Annotated in this window: 33 protein-coding genes; 19 read left to right on the forward strand and 14 right to left on the reverse strand. The window is 58.7% G+C overall.

The annotated features are described in order from the left end of the window. Position 1 precedes the first annotated feature (1 nt). The 12 genes from HZB29_09800 to HZB29_09855 all read right to left on the reverse strand — a co-directional run bounded on the left by HZB29_09800 (position 2) and on the right by HZB29_09855 (position 9,517). Positions 2 to 442, reverse strand: coding sequence for a hypothetical protein (locus tag HZB29_09800; GenBank protein MBI5815889.1), 441 nt, complete (start codon positions 440 to 442; stop codon positions 2 to 4). Next, a complete protein-coding gene (locus HZB29_09805) occupies positions 439 to 879 on the reverse strand; it encodes a phage virion morphogenesis protein (protein ID MBI5815890.1) in 441 nt (146 codons plus the stop codon). The genes HZB29_09800 and HZB29_09805 overlap by 4 nt, the downstream gene beginning before the upstream one ends. Before the next feature lie 2 nt (positions 880 to 881). Then, on the reverse strand, positions 882 to 1,301 hold the full coding sequence (locus HZB29_09810) for a DUF1320 family protein (GenBank protein MBI5815891.1): 420 nt from the start codon (positions 1,299 to 1,301) through the stop codon (positions 882 to 884). Between the two features lie 3 nt (positions 1,302 to 1,304). Next, complete coding sequence (locus tag HZB29_09815; GenBank protein MBI5815892.1) at positions 1,305 to 1,637, reverse strand: hypothetical protein; 333 nt, start codon at positions 1,635 to 1,637, stop codon at positions 1,305 to 1,307. A gap of 18 nt (positions 1,638 to 1,655) precedes the next feature. Further along, positions 1,656 to 2,570: a Mu-like prophage major head subunit gpT family protein gene (locus HZB29_09820; protein ID MBI5815893.1), complete on the reverse strand. Its 915-nt coding sequence runs from the start codon at positions 2,568 to 2,570 to the stop codon at positions 1,656 to 1,658. A gap of 152 nt (positions 2,571 to 2,722) precedes the next feature. Beyond that, positions 2,723 to 3,361, reverse strand: coding sequence for a hypothetical protein (locus tag HZB29_09825; protein MBI5815894.1), 639 nt, complete (start codon positions 3,359 to 3,361; stop codon positions 2,723 to 2,725). Between the two features lie 45 nt (positions 3,362 to 3,406). Next, a complete protein-coding gene (locus tag HZB29_09830; protein ID MBI5815895.1) occupies positions 3,407 to 4,393 on the reverse strand; it encodes a hypothetical protein in 987 nt (328 codons plus the stop codon). A 2-nt stretch (positions 4,394 to 4,395) separates the two neighbouring features. Further along, entirely contained in the window at positions 4,396 to 6,648 is a 2,253-nt protein-coding gene (locus HZB29_09835; protein MBI5815896.1) for a DUF935 family protein, read from the reverse strand. Then, entirely contained in the window at positions 6,645 to 8,198 is a 1,554-nt protein-coding gene (terL, locus tag HZB29_09840; protein MBI5815897.1) for a phage terminase large subunit, read from the reverse strand. Before terL ends, HZB29_09835 begins: the two co-directional genes overlap by 4 nt. Before the next feature lie 2 nt (positions 8,199 to 8,200). Further along, complete coding sequence (locus tag HZB29_09845; GenBank protein MBI5815898.1) at positions 8,201 to 8,635, reverse strand: hypothetical protein; 435 nt, start codon at positions 8,633 to 8,635, stop codon at positions 8,201 to 8,203. Further along, positions 8,622 to 9,218, reverse strand: coding sequence for a hypothetical protein (locus HZB29_09850; GenBank protein ID MBI5815899.1), 597 nt, complete (start codon positions 9,216 to 9,218; stop codon positions 8,622 to 8,624). Before HZB29_09850 ends, HZB29_09845 begins: the two co-directional genes overlap by 14 nt. Further along, a complete protein-coding gene (locus tag HZB29_09855; GenBank protein ID MBI5815900.1) occupies positions 9,215 to 9,517 on the reverse strand; it encodes a hypothetical protein in 303 nt (100 codons plus the stop codon). The genes HZB29_09850 and HZB29_09855 overlap by 4 nt, the downstream gene beginning before the upstream one ends. A 415-nt stretch (positions 9,518 to 9,932) precedes the next feature. Between HZB29_09855 and HZB29_09860 the strand changes: the two genes are divergently transcribed. The 4 genes from HZB29_09860 (at position 9,933) to HZB29_09875 (ending at position 11,627) form a co-directional block, all read left to right on the forward strand. Then, complete coding sequence (locus HZB29_09860) at positions 9,933 to 10,454, forward strand: hypothetical protein (protein MBI5815901.1); 522 nt, start codon at positions 9,933 to 9,935, stop codon at positions 10,452 to 10,454. Positions 10,455 to 10,599: 145 nt separating this feature from the next. After that, on the forward strand, positions 10,600 to 11,025 hold the full coding sequence (locus HZB29_09865; GenBank protein ID MBI5815902.1) for a hypothetical protein: 426 nt from the start codon (positions 10,600 to 10,602) through the stop codon (positions 11,023 to 11,025). After that, positions 11,022 to 11,342, forward strand: a complete 321-nt coding sequence (locus HZB29_09870) for a hypothetical protein (protein ID MBI5815903.1) — start codon at positions 11,022 to 11,024, stop codon at positions 11,340 to 11,342. The genes HZB29_09865 and HZB29_09870 overlap by 4 nt, the downstream gene beginning before the upstream one ends. A gap of 39 nt (positions 11,343 to 11,381) precedes the next feature. Beyond that, complete coding sequence (locus HZB29_09875; protein ID MBI5815904.1) at positions 11,382 to 11,627, forward strand: helix-turn-helix transcriptional regulator; 246 nt, start codon at positions 11,382 to 11,384, stop codon at positions 11,625 to 11,627. Positions 11,628 to 11,723: 96 nt separating this feature from the next. Here the strand turns inward: HZB29_09875 and HZB29_09880 are convergent, their stop codons facing one another. Further along, positions 11,724 to 12,398 carry a hypothetical protein gene (locus HZB29_09880; GenBank protein ID MBI5815905.1) on the reverse strand — a complete coding sequence of 225 codons (675 nt, stop codon included), beginning with the start codon at positions 12,396 to 12,398 and terminating at the stop codon, positions 11,724 to 11,726. Between the two features lie 2 nt (positions 12,399 to 12,400). Further along, complete coding sequence (locus HZB29_09885) at positions 12,401 to 13,120, reverse strand: LexA family transcriptional regulator (protein MBI5815906.1); 720 nt, start codon at positions 13,118 to 13,120, stop codon at positions 12,401 to 12,403. Positions 13,121 to 13,399: 279 nt separating this feature from the next. Here HZB29_09885 and HZB29_09890 point away from each other — a divergent pair, with 279 nt between their 5' ends. The 15 genes from HZB29_09890 to HZB29_09960 all read left to right on the forward strand — a co-directional run bounded on the left by HZB29_09890 (position 13,400) and on the right by HZB29_09960 (position 21,908). Then, a complete protein-coding gene (locus HZB29_09890) occupies positions 13,400 to 14,056 on the forward strand; it encodes a hypothetical protein (GenBank protein ID MBI5815907.1) in 657 nt (218 codons plus the stop codon). A gap of 108 nt (positions 14,057 to 14,164) precedes the next feature. Next, positions 14,165 to 14,632, forward strand: a complete 468-nt coding sequence (locus HZB29_09895; GenBank protein ID MBI5815908.1) for a hypothetical protein — start codon at positions 14,165 to 14,167, stop codon at positions 14,630 to 14,632. 59 nt (positions 14,633 to 14,691) lie between these two features. Continuing rightward, entirely contained in the window at positions 14,692 to 15,003 is a 312-nt protein-coding gene (locus HZB29_09900) for a hypothetical protein (protein ID MBI5815909.1), read from the forward strand. Beyond that, positions 14,996 to 15,223 carry a hypothetical protein gene (locus HZB29_09905; GenBank protein MBI5815910.1) on the forward strand — a complete coding sequence of 76 codons (228 nt, stop codon included), beginning with the start codon at positions 14,996 to 14,998 and terminating at the stop codon, positions 15,221 to 15,223. The genes HZB29_09900 and HZB29_09905 overlap by 8 nt, the downstream gene beginning before the upstream one ends. Continuing rightward, entirely contained in the window at positions 15,223 to 15,564 is a 342-nt protein-coding gene (locus tag HZB29_09910; GenBank protein ID MBI5815911.1) for a hypothetical protein, read from the forward strand. Before HZB29_09905 ends, HZB29_09910 begins: the two co-directional genes overlap by 1 nt. Then, positions 15,554 to 16,465, forward strand: coding sequence for a hypothetical protein (locus HZB29_09915; GenBank protein MBI5815912.1), 912 nt, complete (start codon positions 15,554 to 15,556; stop codon positions 16,463 to 16,465). The genes HZB29_09910 and HZB29_09915 overlap by 11 nt, the downstream gene beginning before the upstream one ends. Before the next feature lie 8 nt (positions 16,466 to 16,473). Further along, a complete protein-coding gene (locus tag HZB29_09920) occupies positions 16,474 to 18,222 on the forward strand; it encodes a DDE-type integrase/transposase/recombinase (GenBank protein ID MBI5815913.1) in 1,749 nt (582 codons plus the stop codon). A 21-nt stretch (positions 18,223 to 18,243) separates the two neighbouring features. Next, positions 18,244 to 19,563 carry an AAA family ATPase gene (locus HZB29_09925; protein ID MBI5815914.1) on the forward strand — a complete coding sequence of 440 codons (1,320 nt, stop codon included), beginning with the start codon at positions 18,244 to 18,246 and terminating at the stop codon, positions 19,561 to 19,563. After that, complete coding sequence (locus HZB29_09930; GenBank protein ID MBI5815915.1) at positions 19,563 to 19,946, forward strand: hypothetical protein; 384 nt, start codon at positions 19,563 to 19,565, stop codon at positions 19,944 to 19,946. Before HZB29_09925 ends, HZB29_09930 begins: the two co-directional genes overlap by 1 nt. An 18-nt stretch (positions 19,947 to 19,964) precedes the next feature. After that, entirely contained in the window at positions 19,965 to 20,195 is a 231-nt protein-coding gene (locus tag HZB29_09935; GenBank protein ID MBI5815916.1) for a hypothetical protein, read from the forward strand. 20 nt (positions 20,196 to 20,215) lie between these two features. Then, positions 20,216 to 20,425: a hypothetical protein gene (locus HZB29_09940; GenBank protein ID MBI5815917.1), complete on the forward strand. Its 210-nt coding sequence runs from the start codon at positions 20,216 to 20,218 to the stop codon at positions 20,423 to 20,425. After that, positions 20,422 to 20,988, forward strand: coding sequence for a hypothetical protein (locus HZB29_09945; protein ID MBI5815918.1), 567 nt, complete (start codon positions 20,422 to 20,424; stop codon positions 20,986 to 20,988). The genes HZB29_09940 and HZB29_09945 overlap by 4 nt, the downstream gene beginning before the upstream one ends. A gap of 4 nt (positions 20,989 to 20,992) precedes the next feature. Beyond that, positions 20,993 to 21,199, forward strand: coding sequence for a hypothetical protein (locus HZB29_09950; protein MBI5815919.1), 207 nt, complete (start codon positions 20,993 to 20,995; stop codon positions 21,197 to 21,199). 83 nt (positions 21,200 to 21,282) lie between these two features. After that, positions 21,283 to 21,516, forward strand: a complete 234-nt coding sequence (locus tag HZB29_09955; GenBank protein MBI5815920.1) for a hypothetical protein — start codon at positions 21,283 to 21,285, stop codon at positions 21,514 to 21,516. Next, positions 21,513 to 21,908 (forward strand): hypothetical protein, encoded by a 396-nt coding sequence (locus tag HZB29_09960; protein ID MBI5815921.1) that lies wholly within the window; start codon positions 21,513 to 21,515, stop codon positions 21,906 to 21,908. Before HZB29_09955 ends, HZB29_09960 begins: the two co-directional genes overlap by 4 nt. The last annotated feature ends 196 nt before the right edge of the window (positions 21,909 to 22,104 follow it).

Below are 22,104 nucleotides of genomic sequence, written 5' to 3' on the forward strand. Positions count from 1 at the left end.
GTTAAGCTCCTGTCTGTTCCAGTGTTTCGATTTCCACCGACACTGCCGCGCCGAGAAACAGCGGCGAGTCGGCGATGATTTCAAACTCGGCAACCCTGATGGGGGCCGTCAAAGTCATTCCCAAAGTTTGGTTGTGCAGCGCGCCGCGGAAAGCGTCCAGCAGGTCCGCCATGCTTTCAGCGCGTTTCACTCCCCGGTCCGCGTCGGCGGTGAGGAGGAAAAACACAAACCGCATCCGGCGGGTGTCCGTGATCTGGTCCACATACTCCATGCTGTCCTGGTGCAGGCCGCCGAGGATCGCTGGGGCAAGCGCTGGCGGCTCTTTGCCGCTTTCCAGCTTCGCCAGTTCGCCGCCGTATGCGCGGATGGTCTTCACCCCGGCGGTGGTCTTCAACGGTTCCAGCGCCGCGATGATCGTTTGCAGAATGGCTTTTGCGCTCACGCCAGCGCCCCTCTCACATAGTCGCCCATAATTTTATTTATCACCGCGATGTCCTCATCGAGCACCACCAGGTATGGCCGCGCCGGGATTTTGGATTTATGCCCGCGTCCCGCGTCCCCGCCGAATTGGTGGATCGCCGAATACGGCAATGACGAGCCGATGTCCACCTTCCGCGATCCGGCCTTCACCGTCATGGACCGGCGCAACATCCCGCTCATCATCAGCATTTTTGTTTTTTTCTTCTTCGCCTTGTACGCGGCCGTGGATTCGGCCAGCGCCGGCCACTTGTTCGGGCGGCCCTCGCTTCCAAAGGTTTTCAGGGTGGCGCCGAGCTCGAACGCGCCGATGGCGCGCATGGCCGGAGTGAGGTCGCGCAGCTTCCCCGATGCGGCGGCAAGTTTGCCCGGCGCGTCCCCTGATATTTTTATCACCAGCATTTTTAAAATCCGTCCAAAGCGTCGCCGCCGGTGTTTCTCCGGCCGGGGATTATCACAGGGTTGGACGGGGCGGCGGTGTACACTTTCATCTCCACCCCGTCCAGCTTTAAAATCCCGGATGCGATCAGTTTCAGTTTGCCCAGCGCGTCGTCCCACGCCGCCTGCCAGTTTGCAAAGTCCAGCCCCTTGCGCTGGACAAGTTTCCCCACCGCCAGCGTGGCGGAGATGTCCCGCACGCTGGACGGGACGGGTGAAAGCGGGACGGCGTAAAATGCGCGGACATACGCGTCTATCGCCGCGTCGGCGGCAACAATCGCGGCGGTGATGATCGAATCGTCCACCGTCCCCGCGTCGTTGGCCGCAAGCGTGGAAAGCCACGTTGTGTCCAGTTTCGCTTTTACGTCCGTCACCGCGCAGTACATCGGCTATTTCCCCCCGCGTTTGAAAAAGCCGCCTTTGCCCTTTGCGGGAGCTTCGGCGGGCGCGGGACCATCACCGGAAATAACGCCCCCATCCAGCGGCGACGCGGATGGGGGCCCGGAGGCGGAGACAGCTTCGGACGAGGACGAAGCGTCTCCAGCGGAAACGATCGGCGATCCATCCGCGTCGCAGGGTGTGATGGCCACGCCCTGCTCGCGGAATTTCGCCAGGGTCACGTCCCGGTACAGGGCAGCCGGGTAAACGCAGTCCACCGGCTGCGGCGCGCCGTGGCGGGCGCCATAGCCAAGTGGGTATGAAAACTTTAAAAATCCGCTCATGGCGTTATGCGTCTCCTATCAGGCGCGGGCCTTGGCGATCAGGTGCGGCAGGCCGTAGCCCACATTGCCCCGATAGTCCACGCCGTATAGGTATTCCTTCCGCATGAACACGTTGTCGTCGTCCGGGGCTGTCAGCGAAACGAATTCCGGCGCTTGGCGGAGTTGGTAGATAAAGGGTTTGAGCGGGCGGTTGAGGCAGGCCACATACCACTCCGTGGGATGGTCCGCCAGTTCCGGAGCGAGAAGAAGGTTCGCGGAGTTTTTCCAAACGTTGCTTTGCGACCCGCCCGCCGTGGCGTCGCCGATGATCACGTCGGCGGTGAGGATTGACCGCGCCACCTTCTCCAACTGCGGCGGTATGATCAGCGTGTCCGGGATGATCCCCAACGGGTTTCCGGCGTCGTTGATATAGCTCATCATCGCCGCGCGGACCGCGCCGTAGTTATCGGCGGTCAACGCGGTGGCGGCAAACAGGTTTGAGAACGGGGTCTGTGCTCCGTTCGGGTGATCCGTGGCGAAAAACGGTTTCCCGTCGAAAGCCAAATTCGTTTCCCCGGCCTTGAGGATCGCGGCCAGGAGCTCCGCCGGGTGGAGTTTTGCCGCCCGCGCCAGGCTTTCAAGGAGAGGGGTGAAAAGCCCCAGGTTGTCGTCCAGGATGTTGTTTCGCGGAACGCCCAGGGTCAGTTCAAAATCTTTGTTCTTCAGGTAATAACCGGCGGCGGCGAGGCTCTTTATCACGCGCTCGCCGATCCACTCCCGCATATTCGGCATCATACCGATCCATGCGTATTCCTCCCCCGCCGTGGTGGACTTTACTTCCGTCCACAGTTTGGGGAGGTCGGATGTCACGCTGTCAAAGGCCCCCTGGAAAATGAGTTTAAATCCACGGTATAGCGTCTGCAGTGTGGCTCCGTTGACCACAAGCCCCAGCATAAGCGGAAGCGAGTCGAAGCCAGCCGGGGGAAGCGGCGAGCCGCCGTGGCACGTGCCGCACAGGGCGTAGATGGCGGCGGTGAAAAGCCCCATCACTATCAAAAGCAGGTTTTTCATTTTAGTTTCCTTGGTTGTGATTTCTTGGTTGTTGGTTACCGCGCCAGGTCCACCCACACTTCCGTGGCGGACACGTAGCCGGTGATCTTGCCCGCGCGCACGTGGCGCAGCTGGATGTTGTCGCTCTTGTCCGCGTTGGGGATGTTCGCGGCGGTTACCACCGCCAGTATCTGCGCTCCGTCCGTGGCGGTGAGAACGAATTCCCCGCCCGCACCAACGTTCACGGCGGAGCCGCCGCCGTAGCCGAGCGTTGTGCCTGCGGCGGTGAAGGCAAGCGCGCGCGTTCCGCCACGGCTTGTGGCGATGCGCTTTAACACAACGCCGGTGACGTTCACCGGCTGGGCCGCGATGCCGCGCCCCACAGTGGCGTCGTCCACCACGTAGGCGTCCTCGCCCACGTCCGCCTGGGTCATCGCCCCGGCGCCCGTCAGCTCGTGCACGTCCTCCCGGTATCCCTCCACGGTGATGGCGCCGTTGGTTCCACCGGTGTTGTCCGCCTCGATGCGCGCCACGCCAAGAAAGTGTTCCCCCGCCGTGTCCGTGGCCGGGGCGGCATAGCCGGTGGCCTTGGCGCTCACCAGCGCCCCTTCATATATTTTCGCGGCGGCGGCAACGGGCGCGGCGAAAAGATCGTCCCCTTTTCTGGTTATCTGTTTCCCTGATGTCAAAGCCATTTTCGTTTTCTCCAGTTTGCGTTATTTGTTTTTTTTCTTGCCCGCCTACGAAACCTTCGCCAGGTCTTCGGGTTTCAGCCCAAGCTGGTTTGCGATCAGCTTCACTTCGTCGGTCACCACGCCGGCGTTGGCGGCCACCTTTTTCCCGTCCGCTCCCGACGCGGCCAGCGGCACGATCACCTGGGCGTTGGCTATGTAGCCTCTAAATCCCTCCGGATTTTCCGCCGCGTAGCCAAGCGCCCACGCCTTCTGCGCGGGGGTAAGTTTCCCGGCTGCCAGCGCGTCGTTCACCAGCAGTTCCGCGCCGCGCTGTTTTTCGGCGGACTCCATCGCGGTGATCCGCGCCTGCATCGCGGACACATCAGCCGGGTTGTACGCGGGCGGGGCCAGGAGCTCCGTGAGCCTGGCGGTGGCGGCGGTGAAATCGTTCACCTGCAGTCTGGCCAGCAATCCGGCGCTGCCCGCGCTGTTCGCCTGGAGCTTCTCCACGGCGGCGATGGCGTCCGCCTCCGTTGCGGTCTCGGCCAGGCCGAGTTTCTTCAAAAGGTCTTTCATTTTGGGTTTCTCCTGTTGCGTTGAAAATTGAGTCTGGTTCGATAACGGCGGCATCGCCGGTATGTTCGGATTATTGGTCAACCCCAGGTTGACAAGCTTTGTGATTACGCCCCCATTCGCCATGAACACCGGGGAAAGAAACCTATATTTTTTGTCCCTGATAAGCGTGGCGGCGTCGTCGTTCCATTTGATCGTGGCAGTGAGCCCGGCGGGCGTGATTTTCGCCGTGTTCCACAGCACCCATCCCGCCGCGATCGCTTTTTGAGGATCATCACTTTTGATGCTGTTATGAAGGTAATCCACGCAAACGTCGCGACCGTCAGCGGACATGGCGGCAAGCATTCTCTCCACCGCAGGGGCGTCCACCAACTGCAACCCCGCCGTGTGCGGGTGCTCGCCGTAAGGGGCAAGCACGGTTTCCTGCAAAAGCCCGTCGGCGATCTCCGTTGAGACATTTAATAATAATGTAACCAGCATGTTCAGAAATTCCTCCCTGGATCGCTTACCGCGCCGAACCGGGCCAGCGCGGGGTTGGTGAATCCATCGGCGTACTTGATGTTTTTGTCCGGGCGGGTGATGGAATAGTTTTCATATTTGCTCACCGGCGCCACCGTGCAACGGCAGTTAAAGTGAAAGGGCGGCCAGTGGGTCTTCCAATAAGCGTCCCCGCGCGGCAACGTCACACCGGAGAGCGCGCCGCAGATCGGGCAGGTGTTCTCGTCCCCGGCGGTGTGGATCGTGTACGCCTCAAACACGTCCGCCACGTATTCCCCCTGGTATGCCATATGGCGCTGGGCTTCGTATGCGCTGGCGAGATTCGTGCGGAACACCGTTTCGGCGTGGGCGCGGTCTATAAAGTCCACGCCGGTCTGCTCCGCTTCCGCCAGCCAGCCTCGGAAGGTGAGCAACTCCGTTTTTTTATCGTTGAGGGCTTTTGTGAAAAGGTCCTTTAACCGCCGGATCGCTCCCACATCTTCGTTTTGCGCCACGGTGAATGCGCTCATCTTTTCCCGCGCGGTGAGCGCGTCGAAATCTTCCGCCGGCAACGAAAGCTTGTTTATCCACCAGGCGCGTGCCACATCCGGGGTGATCACTGATTTTGGGACGGACGAATGATCCAGCGCGTTGACCCATAATGAATTCGCGGTCACCGCTTTTGCCATTGCCCCCGCCGCTTCCGCCTTCGCCACCGCCTCGGCGGCCACGGCGGCGGTGAGGAACATCGCAAGCAGCGCTTTGTATATCCCGCTCCCCTCTATCTCGGCGGGTGTCATCGGGCGGATATCCTCGCCGTCCACGCGCCGCGCCACATCCGCATATAGCTCCGCGTATGCCTGCGGCGCCAGCCGCACTTCCGCGTCGTTGAATATTTCGTCCACGGCGGCCACGGTGGAGGCGCTGGCCGCCGCCAGGCTGTTCGCCCGCAGGCTGTTTGGTGTTTGCTGTGCGGCTTGTGCCGGATCACCCGGTTGCGGCGCCTGCGGCATGTCCGGCGCGGCGGCGCGGGGCGTCACTTCATAGCCGGTGATTTTCTGCACCACATCGGCGGGCACGTCGTAGCCAAGATTTTTTACTTTTTGCAGATTGTCAAGTTCCACGCCCACGTTGATCACTTCCTCGGAGCCCATCGCCCACGCGGGGTATTCATCCTGCGGGCCGTAGTTAAAATCAACCAGTGGTATCACCAGATCGCGCATGATGGTGGCTTCCAGCGCGCGGGCGTCCTCGTCCGTCACCATGTTCACGGTGTTCTCGTGCACCTGGGCCATCGCAAGCGAGGAGCTTGATTTCTGCTGGTCACCGGAAAGGGTCTGGCTTGTGATCCGCTTGCTTGCCAGCGATTCGGCCCAACTTATAAACGCGCTGTGCGGCGCTGTCCCCGTGATGGAGTTTGACAATATTTCGATCGCGGTGTCATCGCTGATCACCGCCGCCGCGTCCACACCCATCCCCTGCACGGCGGCTTTCAGCGCGTCCCTGTCCGCCTGGGGAGTGCTGGGCTTGTATTTGCCCACGCGCATCGGCACGGCGTAAAGATCAAGCAGAGTGAGCCAGTCCTTGATCCCTATCTGCGTGAACAGGTACAGCCAGGAGAGCGAGCGATACAGCCCGCTTTGCACGGCGTGATCCCATATCGCCAGCGGCGCGTGATAAATAAAGCGGGCGCGGTCCAGTTCCAGCCCCGTCGGGTTTTCCCGCGTCTGCCAGCGCGGGAAATCCAAAAGGGTCTGCGGCGATGTGATATCCATGTAGGCGAACCAGCGGAACGGTTTCACCGTGTCTATTTTTTCGATCACCACTTCGCTTCCGCGAAGGATCCAGAATATTTCCCCCAACGCGGCGCCGCAGCCTATCCCCTGCCACACGAGGGCTTTTAACGACGGCGTGAAATTTTCAATCGCTTTTATTTTTGCTTCCACGAATCCGGCGATTTCCCGCGCCTTCGCATCCGGCTCTTTGCCGTCCACCGCCGCCGGCGTGACGCTCCATTTAAGCCCGGTGGTGCGGCTCACGCGGTTCTGCATCTCCGCCATCGCGTGGTAGTATTTCTGTTCAAGCTCGGTGAAGATCACCCCCGCCGCGTGGCAGTCCCCAGCGTCCAGGGCGGACTTTAGCCGAGTGGCCTTTATCACCCCGATGCTGTTATGGCTGTAGTAAGGGACGACGGCCTGGGGCGTGTCCACCGGGGCTATCTTTTTTTTCTTTTTCGGTTTTGCGGCCACGGCGGTCATAGCGCCACTCCCGCAAGTTCGCCCGCGTTTTCCACCCGCACGGCGTTATAGCTGGCGCGGCGGGAGACGGTGGAGTATTCGGCGCGGCGGGATTTAAATCTGTCCAATATCCGCACGGCGGCCTCCAGTGCGTCCGGCCCGTCGTCATGCACGGTGGACGAGCCGAAATACACCAGCTGCTCGATCAGCGTTTCCTGGTCCGTCTGGTTGCGGGTGAAAAGCAGCTTCCCGCTTTCGATCAGCGGGGAGAGGCTTTCGATCCGCGCCTCTTTGTTGCTGTGGTTCTCGATCATACGGAGCGGCAGGCGCACCCCGCGTTCTTTTTCGATCTCCTCGTAATCGCGCTTTAAAAGTTTTTGAAATCCGTTGCTCTCAAAGCCCACGTCAATCGAGGCGTGCGGATACAGCGCGCGCAGGGCCTCGTAAATGTCAAACACGCCGTTGATGGAGGCGGAGAGGCTTTCCTTGCGGATGCGCGCCATGAGCACACGCGCCGTGGCGCCAGCCGATCCGACGGCCACGGTGGCCTTGTAGTCGTTCTTTTTTGTTTCGCCGATGGATGGGTCCGTGTAAATCGCGATGGCCTCTATCGCGGCGCCGTCTTCACGCGCCTCGCGGATCCATTCCTCGCGGAACGCCCCTTCGTCGTCTTTCGGATCGTTCATATATTCGGCGTTGAACGCCCGGCTTCCGATCTGCGTCCGGATGTCTATCAGGTAATCTAGTGTGAAGCGCGAGGGGAAAAGAGGTTCGCCCTCAATCGTGATGGCGCGGTAAATCCGCGTGACGTACAGGGGCGCTTCGGAGCCTTCCTGTTTCATCGTCATCAAGCGCGCCAGGGCGGACTTTTTGGAAAGCAATGTGCCGACGATCACCCCCGTCCACCCTTTCGGATTCATCGCGGGGATGACGACACGCAAAACCCAGTCCAGCGTTTTTTCAACCCGGCGGGGATTTTTCTGTTCCTCGTCGTTTTCTATGTCATCGCCGACAAACGCGTCCGGCCTGTGCGGGCCGTTGCGAAGGCCGCGCAAGCTCGCGCCTTTGCCCCGCGCCACGATCATCACCCCCTGCCGCGTGACGATTTCGGAAGCCTCCCAACTGCCGTCCTGGTAAAACTCGCCGAAATCGTTTTTCAGCCGCTCGTTGTTTTTCAGTTCTTCGGCCACGAAGCTCAAAAGGTTTTCCGCCTGGGTCTGCGTGTCGCTGGCGAGGATCGCAAGGAGCCGCTTGTTGTATGCCGTCCAGTGTAATATTTTCATCAGCGAGAACACGGCGCTTTTTCCGTGCCCGCGCGGCGCGCAGACCAGCGTGAGTTTGCAGATTATCTCCGCAAGATCATTCCACTCGCGATGAAATTCCGGCGTTTCGTCCGTGACGTAATGCGGGAGGTACGTGTCGGCGAAAAGGAACACGTCGCGCTCGCAGGCGGCCTTGCGCGCCCGCTTTTTCTCCGGTGTGTCATCCTCGAACGCGGGAGCGGCGGCGCGGCGCTTCCGCGCGATGGCTTTTAAAGCCTTGTCCCTTTGCGCCCGCGTCATTTTCGCCATTGTCAGCCCGTCACTTTCTCGGCGGCCCTTTGCAGATACGCGCCCACAAGCTGGGCCGCTTCGGCGTGGCCGTCGTTTTCCAGCATGGTCACAAGCGCCGTGGCGAACTCCGTGATAATCGTGTTCGGGTCCGCGTCGTGGCGAAGTTCGCGCATGATTTTCAGGAGCGCGAATACGGACTGTTTGTCCCCGCGCTTCGCCTGGTCGCCGAAAGTTTTGGCCGACACGATCAGGTCGCGCGTGATGCTCTGCCCGAGAGTCTTAAAATCGCGCTGGTCCTGCGCCCATCCGTCCTTCGCGCTCCAGCTTTTCAGCGTAGAAATTGGCACACCCGTTTTTTCGCTGACCGACTCCAAAGACCATCCCTGCTGGACGTACAGGGTGTACGCCTCGGTGTAGCGGTCATAGCCGCTCTGCGCGGCTTCAGCGGCTGGCATCGGCGGTGATCCCCACATCGGCCTTCAGTCCCTGATAAACGTCCACACCGGCCGGCGTGATTTTGGCGGTGTAGTTATTTGCCTTGCCGACACGTATCTCACGGAGGGTCACAAGGGTCTTGCCTGCCAGATACCAGAGGTGATACTGCACATCGGCAAGCTCCACCGCGCCGAAGCCGTCCTCGGCGAAACGCTCCGCCAGGTCCACGTCCTCAACGTATATCGCCGGTTTCTCCGCCAGGTGCGCCAGCACACCGCGCCGTAAATCTTTTTTGTGGTACAGATTTTCGGCGAGCGGATCCCCCGTTCGCACACCGTCCACCTCAACCGCGCCAGTGAGGATATCCACGCCATGCGGAGTGATGCGGCAGGTCTCCATGTCGTGCCCCTCGTTTTTGTCCACGGTCACCGCGCCCAGGCCGGCGAGGTACGCAAACTCCCGGCGGATGTCGGTGGTGGAGAGATCGAGCGAAAATTCACGAAGACTTTCCCGCACCTGCTTGTCCGACACGGCGTGCTCAAATAGATCGTTGATGATCGTGAGGATATGCCGCCGCGCGGAGCGGGGATTGTATTCGGTCATTCGGTCTTTCCTTCCAGATTTTCGATGCGGCGCCAAAGCGCGGAGATGGTTGTGGAGTATTCGCGTGTGGTCACAAATTTTTCATCCGCTCGATGCTCGTATTCGCGCAAATCGTCAGCGCCCCGCTGCGCGAAGGCGTTCATTTTTTCCTGCGCCGTGGATATCTGCGCCTGGATATTTTTAAGGTCCTCCTGCACGCGGCCGATCCGATCACGGGCCACGGCTATCGCGCCTATGATGGACACCGCCGCCGTGATCAGGCTCAAAGCCACATCCGCCGGAATCGCCGCTAATCCCATATCCGCCCCGTCAAAAAACCCTGCATATATTTTTCAGCGGATTGAGAAAAAAATCTTCGGCCATTTTGCGCTATTTTTGGCCGTACCCGATTGGCGGCGAGGGAGGGAACCGCCGCCCCAAATTTCCAAACGTTGGAAATTTCGAGGGTGAACAAAAGGCGAAAACAATTTCCAAACGTTGGAAATTTCGAGGGTGAACAAAAGGCGAAAACAATTTCCAAACGTTGGAAATTTCGAGGGTGAACAAAAGGCGAAAACAATTTCCAAACGTTGGAAATTTCGAGGGTGAAAATAATTTAAAAAAATTAAAATCGCTATTGACATGCGGCGCATTGTGCCGCATACTATATCTATAGATAGCGCGGATCACCGCAAACCGGCGCCTCGCGGAAACTTGGGGCAGGGAAACAGTCTCATGCAAAAACATCACGTTACATATCTGGTCTATTACGCCCCCAACAGAGGTCTATACCAGCAGTTGGGGGAGGCTCCTTGCCATTTTGTGGGGGACAGTTACGGCGCCAGCCGAATTGTGTTCGAAATCACGGAGATGGAGGGTCAAGACGAGCAAGCCTGTGAGCGGGCTTGCCGGGATTACATTGCCGCGCATAGCGGCCACAATATCCGTCAAACATCTAATCAACACCTGGTGGCGCTGGCCGCCGGAACTCCGGCACAATCCCGCGATGCTTACAAGTTGATCAGGCGGGCCGCCCGCGTGAGCGCCAATGCAGAGGTGGCCGCCAATGACAGCGGTGTGTTCTACTCCCGCGATTTGGAGCGGCTTATCCACGAGTGGAGGTTCCTGCCGGCGACAACCGCCGAAATCGGCCCCCGGTCTTGGCGGTTGATAAAGCTGACCCCGGCCTATCGTGCAATCCCGGATATTTTTGACGACACTTTCGCGTTGCTGTTCGGAGGGGGGGCAGTAGTGTAGGAGGGGAAAACGAAAACAAAAAATGACGCGGCCGCCAAACGGGCGGCGACCGCATACAACATACAACGCGGGCTTGAACCAATTGCCAAACAACAAAAAGGGGGAAAACATGGACACATCGCTTCCTCGATCCGGTGCGGGCGGGATGATAATTCTCCAAAACGACGGCGCCGCCGTTTCGGGAACGAACTATTGGGACAGCGATCCGGCGAGGGCTGGATACTGCTATCTTAGCTTCAATGCCGGGGCGGCGCGGTTGCTCGTGCCGCCCCCGTTGGAACCGGCTATCGGCGCCATGTCAACGGCGCGCCTCGTGATAATCTCGCGGGGGGCGTGGCCGGAGCGGGAGCGGCGGGATGCGTATGAGGTATTGTTTGAGGATGGCTCGAACAATCCCTATTGCATCCACTTGGGCGCGGAGCAATCGGATCGTCTGCTCCCGGTGGAGGATCATGGGGCGGATATACTGGTGATCGTTTATGCGCGCGGCGGGGAGCGGCTCCGCTTGCCAGGGAAATACCGGATCGTGGACGCCATCCCGTGCCTCAAACCGTGGGAGACCCGGAAATGAAAATAAAACTGCGATTCCCGGCGGACAGCCTTGCCGCAATCGCCCGGATGGGGTTGCGGCAAAAAAGCCCGGAGACACTCCGTTGGACGGCGGATCACCCGGATAGTAGCTACGGCATCGGGATTATTTTGCGCGGCAAGTCCGGGGATCGGCTTGGCGGCAAGGAGTTTGCCGTCATGCGCCAGCGTTGGGGCGCGTGGATCGAGGTGGATTCCGCCGAAACAAAACGGCGGGCGGCTAACGCGCTCTACTTGGCGCTTACGGATACGCCGGAAGATGCAATAAGGGTAGTGGAGGAAAATGAAAACAAAATGTGAACGATGCGCCGCAGCGGCTGAAAATGCGGGAAGGGGAACGTGGCGGGAAAAAATAATCGCGCCCGGCTCCGGGCGGCGGTGAAAAAATCCGGGATGACCAATAAGGCGGTGGCGGCGTATCTTGGCGTGTCGCCGCGGACTCTGCGGGCATGGCTCGCCGATCCCGCGGATGTGTCCGCCCGCCCCTGCCCGCTGATGGCCGCGCTGGCGATGGAGGCGGCGGAAAAACTGGGGGATGGAAACGTCAGCGAGGGAATCCGGTTGGCGCTGAAAGGTGTAAAATAATATCAGGAGGACATTATGAGCGTATGGTCGCGGCTGTTGTTCTGGGTGGCAATGATTATAATTGTGATGCGGCTATTCTGACGCCGACGGCGAGGATCAGCGCAGTCCTGTCTGGGGCCAGTGTTTCTTAAATCCTTCGTCTCCAATCGCCTTTAACTCTGTCGGTTGCAAATTATATTTTGTTTCGAGGCGTTTTTCACTCTCCGACAAAAGAGCATAAAAAAGCTTACCGTGTTTTTGTTTTAATGTTTCCAGCGAGGGATTATAAGGATGCTGGAATTCGACTGCTTCGCTCGGAATCCACCCTTTAATGCCAACGGCTTTTTTAATCCAACCCTTGACCCCGTCCATGACCACAATCCAATAATCGTAGCTGGTATTGGCATCGGTCTTTTCATAAATCTCTTTGCGTAGAACTTTTATTGCTGTCCCCGGCGGGAGTTGCACGGTGTTTTCCATTTTTATCACGGCTTCTGTCAGGTTAGCCGGTTTCCCACGGGTTTGTATTAGCGGGGTGTTGGGAGATGACAGAGTGATTATTTGACCGACTTTTAATTCCCCCACCCGCTTTGAAGATGGAATGGGAAATTCTTTTTCTGCCTGTTTTCCGGCCTGTTGCCTTGCTTCTATTAATTCACTGTATATAAGTTTTTTTTCGTTTTCCGGCCGCGCCGATGCATGCGATATGGTGGGTGATGTTGTCAAACCCATTATTGCGAGTATGACAATAAATATTAATGTGGCGATGGGTCTAGCGCTCTTGTCCGCCATTTTCAAATCCTCCTCATAAGCGCCACCACGCGGCCAACGATCCGCAGGGTGTCCGCCGCCGCTTCGCGCGGAACTGTTTCCGTGCTGTATATCGGGTTCTCCGATTTGACCAATATACTGCCGTCATATAATTTTTGCAACCGCTTGGCCACCAGAGTTCCGTCCTTTTGCAAAATATAGATCGCATCATCGGCCACGGCGGAGATGGACGTGTCCACCAAAAGCGTGTCCCGGTCCTTTATCGCCGGGTCCATGCTGTCCCCCCGCGCCTCGATACATGCGAGATTTTTAGCGTCCAGCCGCTCCGCCGAAAGCCATTCGCGGGAAAAAGCGCGCCAGCCGATTATATGTTCCTCATCCACGATGGCACCGGGACCGAGGGAAGCGAAGACGCCATGCAAGGGGATTTTTATAAAGTCTGGCGAATTCGCACCAGCGGGCTTTTCGGCGACCACCGGGGAACCATCATATGAAATCAATTCCTCCAGCGTTTCGCATTGGTGATTGTTAAATACATTTTCACCGGAAAGCAGCCAGTTGATGTATCGCCCACTTGGTTTCAACCCGGATGAATTGACCATCAGAAATACGGTGTCCAGGTGGGGAGCTATCGTTCCGCGCTCGTATCGAGAGATGACTGTTTGCGCCACCCCAAGTTTTGCGGCGAATTCTTTTTGAGTGAGGGCACAATATTCGCGCAAATTCTTAATTCTTATACCCATAGCCTCGTAAGTGCTTTTTTCACTTGACATATACGCTAAATTTCTTTTAAATGATTAACATTATAACTTCTGCGTATATTCGATGGACTCCAGGCACATCAAAGCCGCGCTGATCCTCGTAGGCGAGGGGCCTTTAACAATATCCAGGCGGGTCGGAGTGTCCCAGCCGATGGTGTCTATGGTGATTTCCGGGCGGCGCACATCACGCAAAGTCAAAAAGGAAATAGCACGGGTTCTCGGTAAAAGATACCGCGAAGTGTGGAGAGAAGGGAAATGATTATGTGTCCGGCGGCTGGGGAGGCGGCGCTTGCGCCGAGGGCTTTTGATTTCGACGGGGAGCGCCTGCAGGAGGCCTGCTGGATAAACGGCAAGCCCTATTTCACCCGCCGGGCAATCGGCGAATGGCTGGAATACGAGAACCCGCAAAAGGCCGTGGACAATATTATTTCGCGGAATCCGCACATCAGCGATCCGCGCTGGAGCTCTACCCTCAATTTGAGGGTAGAGCTCACCACTGGCAAGGGGGGCAACTCCACCTACGAACGGGAGTCCGAACAGGAGGTCTATTCCCCGGTTGGGCTTCAGTTGATCGTTTTCGAGAGCGGCCAGCCGAAGGCGAGGGAATACAAAATATGGGTGGCCAACCTTGTCCACGCATTCATGAGCGGCGAGCTGAAAGAACCTCCCAGGACAATCTCCTTTTTTGAGGCGGCCATGATGGACGACGGGGAGATGCGGGAGAAATACCTGATCGCTTTCGCCATGAGCCACAAATTCCTTGTGCGGGGCGGAGAACGGCGGCATTTGCAATTCCGCGCGGTGAAGGCGCGGGCGGACAGGCTCCGGAGAAAGACGTTTTTTCATCTTGTCGGCAAAGCCCTCATGAAGGTTGGCTGGCTTGCCCCCATCGCAAAAGGGGGTCTTTGCGCCCTATGATCGCTTATCCATCTATATATAGCCAGCATCGTCAGCACAGTTTCCCTCGCCGCTCTATTTTTTTCACCGCCGCCATTTTCCCTTTTTTTGCCCCGGCGGGCAAGGTCTATGAAAAGTAAAAAATTAGACCGGCAGGCGGCGCTGGACTTTAACCGGGTGGAGCCGGGACCGGAGCATGGCGCCGCGCTGGCGGGGATACTTGTGATGGGGGAAATCCAGCGGTTGATGAAGCGGCGAAATAAAAGCCGATCAAATCTCGCGGATTATCTGACCTGGCGGTTGGATCGGACCATCGCGGTGACCACCGTGGACATGTGGTTTTGTGAAACGAAGGATAAATGGCCTTCTTTCCCCATTCTGCTTTTGATCTGTGATTTCCTCGGCAGTTATGAGCCGCTCAACGCGATGGCGCAAACGCGGGGGCTTTCCGTGATTGACGAGGAGGGGCAAAAGCTCCTGGCTGTCGGCGAGGCGTACATGAACAAAAAGCTGATCGCCATGCACGACGAAAAACTGGAGCGGGCGGTGGACGGGATTTTGTTAAGCCGGGCAAAGCGCGGGGAGATCAAGCTGTGATAACTGCCGGGATGAGCGCCACAGACAAACAGCGCGTTCTTCGCGCGGTGCGAAGGGTAATGGCGGCAAACAAACAAAGCCGCGAAGAACTGGCCGCCCATCTGGACGCCTTTGGTTTTTCCGTTCCAATCGGCTCGGTGAATAAATGGTTTAAAAGTTCCAGACGGGATTATTTCCCCAGCGACAAAGAAATGCGCGAGGTCGTCAGATTCGCGCTGGGGGAGGGTACTTTTGACTGGGAAAAAGAACTGGCGGAGGCGGTGAAGGCGGATGGAGATGAAAGCGATGACAGGGATTATCTGCGGAGGCTGCGGCGGGCGCAGCTGATTTATGCGATCACAAAGTCAAACGGAGGAGCGGCATATGTGTAGCGGCGATGGGATTGAGATCACAAAAAGCGCGGCGGCGCGGGCGCGCATGGACGCGCTGTGGAGGCTTTCGGCGGCGGCGGAGAAGCTGGGATTTCACGCGGTTTTTATCCCGGCGAAAGCGAATCCGGGCAACAAGCGGCGCTTGGCGGTGCTGGCGATCAAGATGATCCGGGCGGAACACGAGCTGGAAAACATGGTGGACATAAAGGAGGGGGCGTGATGAACGGAACGATTGCGATTGATATTGACGCGAGGGCGGTTCTGGAGCGGCTGTCATCCGACGAGAAGCTGATCCTGGTGATCGAGGCGCTGGCGGAAAGGCATTTCCGGCCGGCGGGGGTGAAAGACCTGGTGGAAGCCACCGGACTTGCGGCGGCGACGGTGATAACAAAGCTCGGCGCGCTCCAGGCCAATGACTGGGCGGAAAAAGTGGACGACCGCTACCGCCTCGGGAAAGGGATTTTGGACATTGCGTTTTGCGTTTACAGGGGTGCGGCGGACGCGGCCTTGAAGATAGCGGATGAAATCAAACAATACGGAGGAATCGGAAATGGCAAGTAATAAAAAAGTTAGCCGCGTGGCGAAACTCAAAGAGCGCCGCGTTGAGCGGTTCGCGGCGGAGAAAAAAGAACAGCCGAAGACGGCGGCGGTGGCGCTGGCGCATCCGGCCAGCGCGAAGGACAAGGCGGTGGAGAAATTGCGTGGGGGCTTGCCCGCATCCATAGAGGAGCGATGGGCGCTCATTGAAAAAGGCTATTCCGATGCGGCGCAAATAATTTTCACAAACGGAGCCGCGCTTTTGACCATTCAGGCGGACCTGCCGCACGGAGATTTTCTGGCGGGGCTGGAGGATCGCGGCATCGCCAAGTCCACCGCTTACAACATGATGAAAGTCGCCAGGGCGTTTGGGGAAAATATCGCGGCTTTCAAAAAGATTCTGCCATCGAAATTATACACACTGGTCGAGGCGGGGATGAGCGCCGAGGATTATGACCCGGAGAAAGACACGCTCGGCGGCACGCCGCTGGACGAGATAGACCGGCTGCCGGTGAGAAAATTGAAAACCGCGTTGCGCGAGCATAAGGATAAAGAAAAGAAGCTTTCAAAAAACCTTGAAGCGGCGGAGACAAAAATCGGCCAGCTTGAAAAACAGCTGCACCCCGTGGCCAACAGCACAAAAGACACGCTGAAAGTGGCTGCGGAGATCCGCGTGCAGGGGCTGATGGCCCTGGCTCCTCTTGGCAGGATCAACCTGGAGGAGGTGGAGGACGCGGAGATCATCGGCGAGTTTTACGCGGCGGTGGCGACGAACATTATCGAGCACATGGAGTGGATACGGACGCTGGAGAAGCACCGGGGTTTTGTCGGCGTAAATCCCAAAGGGCTTGACACCAGCACCGCCGCCGAATGGCTGGTGGAGCGAGAGCTCATTCCAGCGGAAGAGATGGCCGTGAACGCGTGACCACGCGAATGAAAATCTCCGCAACCACCGCAAAACAGATCGCCGAAGGGCGGGCCGCGCATTCCGGCCCGCTGGGCGATTATGTGGCGCGGTGCGCGGAGGTGTATCGTGTGAGCGTCAAGACGATCTATCGCATCCTCAACGCGCACGGCAAGGGAAGCGGGCGGACGCGGGCGAAGCGGGGATCGGCGATATCTGATGAAACGGCGAAGCGCTGCTTCGCTTTGCTTTCCGCGTCGAGGCGGCGGAACAACCAGGTGCTTGGCGCCACGCCGGACGCGGTCCGGATTTTAGAGCAAAACGGGCTGGCTGTGGGGGGGATGAGCGCCGGGGCGTGGAACCGCAGACTGCGTGAGCTGGGGCTGACGGCGCGTGGATTGAAAGCGGAAAAAGCGTATCGCCCGATTTATACCGACCACCCCAACGAGCTCTGGCTGACGGACGCAACACCGTGCGTGATGTATTTCCTGGCGGATGGCGGGGCGGTGCGGGCGAACCGGGACTTTACCATCGAGGTCTCCCGCAAACCGGAGGATATGCGGAAAGTGCGGGAGCATCTGATCCGCTATGCAATGGTGGATCACACCAGCGGCGCCTTCTTCTTCCAATATGTTTATGCGGCGGGGGAGAACACAAACGATGTGATGAATTTTATCTACCAGGCGATGGCGGCGAAGGATGACAGCCGGTTTCCATTCCGGGGGGTTCCGCGCTTTTTATGGACAGACCCCGGAAGCGCCTTTAAAAACGCCATTATCACAAACCTCTGCGAGAACCTCGATGTGACACTCACCCATCATCTGCCGGGAAACCCCCGCGCGAAGGGGGCGGTGGAAACGATAAACAACTGGCTGACGCGGTGGTTTGAGGCGTGGCTTGCGCTGAAAACTCCGGCGAGTCTGGTGCAACTCAACGCCTGGGCGTTTGATTTTTGCGTTTGGAAAAACGCGCAGAACTGTTTTCGCGGCTCCTTGGCGCGGACGGCGCTCTGGATGACGATCACGCAGGAGCAACTGCGCGAGTGCCCGCCCAAAGAAATCTTCGGGCGGCTGGCGGCGACGGAACCTGTGCGCCGCAGGATATCGCCGAACCTGCAGATAAGCTTCGGCGGGAAAATGTACCGGCTCCCCAACGATCCGGCGCTCAACGGGCAGGAGGCTTTTGTTCGGCTGAACGCATACGACTTTGGCAAAGCGGAGGTGATCGTGTGGCGGGGGACGGAAAAGGAAACGCGGTTTGCGCTGGCGCCCATCGAGAAAGACATTTATGGGCGGACGATTGACGTGGAGACGGCCCAGCGGCCGGGCGCGCCGAAGGCGATAAAGGACGGCGCGGTGGAGACGGGCAAAAAAGAAGCTGAAAAGTTTTTGGCCGGCTACGGAGTGGAGTTCAAGGGGACGGGGAGCCACCGCAGGGCGCTTCCCGCGAAAGAGCATTCCGGGGCGCGGCTAAAAGTGTTTGGCGAGATGGCGGAAAACCTGCCGGACGTGGCGCTGATCCCGCGCAAAGGGACGGAACACCCGGCCACGGCGCAAGCGGCGGCGGAACCGGCGACTGTATATCCGCTGATCTCCGCGATGGAAATAATCATGGGCGAAATGGGGAGAGACAGGCTTTACGCGGCGGAAAACGATCATTTGCACGCGATGTATCCGGCCGGCATGACGGAGGCGGACATTCGCCAGGCGGTGGCGCTTTTCACCCGGCAGGATGGCGGCGAAAAGGTTGTGACATTGCGCCCGGCGGTGAACGAATAACCATTTTTTTACGGAGGCGATGTGGCGAAAAAAGCGGCGGAGAAAATGCGGCGGAGGCCGAGGAAACCTCCCGGGGAACTGGCGGACCGGCGGCCGCATTACATGCGGGGCCCAAAGCCGCGCCTGATCTGGCATTTCCAACTGGCGGCAAATGTCACGGACGAGGACATAGGCAAAGCCCTTGGCGTTTCCCGCAACGAATGGGGGCTTTTTAAGCGATTCGGGCGGGAGCCGAACGCGGCGGGTTGGAAACAAAAAGTTCTGGCGCTTTTCAAGACCGGGCGGCGCGCGGCGGCGTTGAAAAACTTCATGGCGGAGTGGGGACTTAAAAAGCCGGAGGAGCTCTTCCGCGAGGAGAGCGCACCGGGGGAAGAGGCAAAGGCGGCGGCGGACAGGCGCAACGGAGCTAGGAGCCCGAAGCACAATCCGCCTGATGATGCATTCGTTTTAGATATGGAGGTGGAGGCGATGCTGATAGAGACGCAAAAACATTTCAGGCTTGAGGCGAACCCGTTTATCGAGGACGTGACGGAATATGGCGACGTGTTCCTGCCGCAGAAGTTCACGCGGCTGTACGAAAACCTGCACAAAGTGGCCAGGCAAGGGGGATTCACCGCTTTTGTGGGAGAGTCCGGCTGCGGGAAAAGCGTACTCCGCAAATATCTGGAGAGCAGGCTGGCGGATGAAGGTGTGACACAGGTGATCCGCCCGGCCACGCTGGACCAGCGGAAAATCACAACGGCGTCCATTTTGTATTCGATCATCGCGGACCTGGGCGGGCAAGCCTCGTTCACTTCCGAAGAGATCATGGTGCGCCGTGCGCGGGAGCTTTTGATTGCCCGGCTGGACGCGCACAAGCGCAATCTTTTGCTGATCGAGGACGGGCAGAGGCTGACTTCCGCCATGCTCTATTTTCTGAAAGGATTTTACGAGCTGGAGCATTGCGGCAAGCGGCTGGTGGGGATCATCATTTTCGCCCAGCCGGAGCTGGAAGGGCTGCTGGACGAAAACGGCAATTATGCGCTCCGGCAGACATCGCGGCGGATAGAGATGCTGAAAATGCCGTCGCTGAACGGGGAGACGCCGGATTATCTGCGATTCAAGTTTGAGCGCGCCGGGGCGCGGCTGGAAGCGGTGTTCGACGCGGGGGCGGTGGAACAGATTCAGGAGGCGCTGACGCTGAAAGAAAAGATCGGGATGCGGACGGTTAACGCCAGCAAATGTTATCCGCTGCTGGTGAACATCCTGGCGGTGAAAGCGATGAACATGGCGCAGAAGATGGGATACAAGAAAGTGACGGCGGACGTGGTGATCGCGGCCCAGCGGCCGGGGAGGGACTGATGCCGACGCGGGTTGAAGTTTACGAGGGGATGGTGGAACTGGAGCGGGCGATTGTCGCCGCGCTCAACGCGCACGCCCTGGGGGAACGCAACGCGCAGACGCAGGATGAACTGGCCGGGTGGGTGACCCTTTCGCTGGGGCACAAGGTGAGCGCGCGGGAAACGCGGCTGGTGATCCACACCTTGCGCACGATCTATAACGCCCCCATCGCAAGCCGTTACAGCAGCGGCGGGGGCTATTACGTGCCGCAGGGGGCGGATGAATTCCAGCGGTATGTGGACTCGCTGGAGGGGCATTTTCTGCAGATGGGAGAGCAGCTGGCGGCGGTGAAAAAGGCGATGGCGCGGACGTTCCCGCAGACGTCGCTGATACCGGGGCTTTAACTATTTATGGAGGCGGAGATGGAGAACAGGAGCGGCATGCAGATCAGGTGCGGGCGGCGGGGGTGCGATTTTGACGCGGAGGTGAAGATCGTGTTCACCCCGGCGGTGCTGACGCCCAGGGCGGGGATTGAGATCGGCTGGATGTGCCCGCAATGCGGTGAGAAAAACCACGCGACGGCGGGCAAGGGTGTGGACGATATCAATTATGCGTTGAGCCGGGAGTTTGCGGCGGAGAGGAGGGAGGGATGAGCGCTATCCGGAGGCAAACCATGAAGGCTGAAATCCATGAGCCGTTGTGCAAGCGGGTGATCGGCGTGATCGCGGCGGGGCTGTGGTGCATTTTCATTTGGGCGCCGCTGACGGCGTGGACGGCGGTTTTCGGGGCGAGCATCCGGCGCAAGCCGAGGCCGATGGCGAAAAGCGTTGACCGGCTGCCGTTGCGTGACGCGCGGCGGGGAAGCGCGGGGGCGGCGCGATGACGTTTGCAGGGGCCGTCGTGGTGGGGACGCCGCGCTCGTGTTCGGTCTGCGGAGACGTGTTCTGTAATCCCGATCCGCGACAGAGGTTCTGCCCGGAGCATATCGGGAAGATTGTCCCAGTCAGCGAGGATGCGCCTGGAGTTGATAAGGCGGATGAACAAACCATAACGGAGGACAAGAAGATGGCGGCGTGTGCGACATGCGGCGGTGAATTGAAAAAGAATCTCTACGGCAAAAACAAGGACCAGTGCTACCGGTGCGGGCGTGGCATGTCTCCGGTGAAAAAGACATCCAACGTCCCCGCGCGGCGGGGAGCCGTGGTGAAACGGGCAGCCAGGGCGTTGCCTGTCCTTGTGGAGGGGGAGAACGCCATGCGGACGTTCAAGGGGCAGGAGGACGGGACGATGCGGATGGTGGCGATAATCGAACGGTTGATCGAGAAAACGGAGTCCCCGATTCCGGGGGCGGTTTTGGAGAACCTTTCCCAGGCGATTCTAAATCATTCCGCCGCAGTGAGGGCGCGGGAGGAACGAGCGGCCGCGGGAGGGGAACATGTGCGGTGAGGGGATGAGGCATAAAGAGATGCAGTTTACCGAGAAGCCCGCGCTTGCGCTGACCCGAGGGGCTGTGTTTATCAGTGAGGTAGGGGAAGACGACCGGTGGGTGATGGCTGATATTTATGACTATCTGTCCATCCATGACTACCTTGGCTATTCGGTGGTGACGCACGTTCCAACCGGGAGGAGAGTTTTTGAATTATTAATGAGTTCATAAGTATGTTTTACACGATTATCGCAAAAAATGTCAAATTTAGCCCTCTTTTCAAGATTTCCGTAACCGATTTTGTATAGATACTAATGAACTCATTAATAGATAGGCGGGAGGACGCGGAGAAGCTTATCGCTTTTATGCTGGATCACGGCTGGCTCCGGGACTTCGCCGATCACGATTACCGCGACCTCCCTTGCAACCCGATCAGCATTGGTGACACGGGGGTTATCGCGCGGACGGTGAAGGCGGCTGTGCTCGGCCACGCTAGATGGTTGGAGAGGGATATGTACGGTTTTTACGGAGACGAAGACGACCTATGAACTGCGCGAATTGCCTAAAGAAAGCCAAGGACGCGCCGCAATACGCGGAGATCGGCGGACGGCGGCTTTATGCGTTCGGGAAAGGGCTTGGATCGCTGGCGGACGTGGCGCGGGCAAAGAGGGAGCGGCTGGAGGCGGAGCGGGAGGAGTTTATTGATGGGATTTTGGAAAAGGAGACGCTTCGACAGGGCTTCGACAAGCTCAGCCTGACAGAGGTGGCTCCACAGCGAAAGCGTTTGACGTGGCGCGACAGGGCGAGGCATTGGTTAAACCCGCTTCATTTTTATTGCACGCTGGAGCTGGCCATGCCGCGCACGCTGGCGATCAAGATCGCGCGGGGATATGAGCAGCGGTTTTATCTGCGGATTTTTTCGCAAAAGGAGGCGGCGTAATGGAAAAGACGGGCTGGGGGCGGGGTTGCTGGAAGACTGGGAGAACCGGCGGTATGAGCCGTGGGGGAAGGCGGCCAGCGCCGCTTGCCGTTTGGCAAAAGAGGCGGAAAACATCTGCCGGGGCCGGAGTGAGCGCATGATCGTGGGGCATATCAACGCAACGCGGCCTTTATCACCGGAAACGGAGTAATCGTTT

This window comes from Nitrospinota bacterium (assembly GCA_016235255.1).
Classification (GTDB): domain Bacteria; phylum Nitrospinota_A; class UBA7883; order UBA7883; family JACRLM01; genus JACRLM01.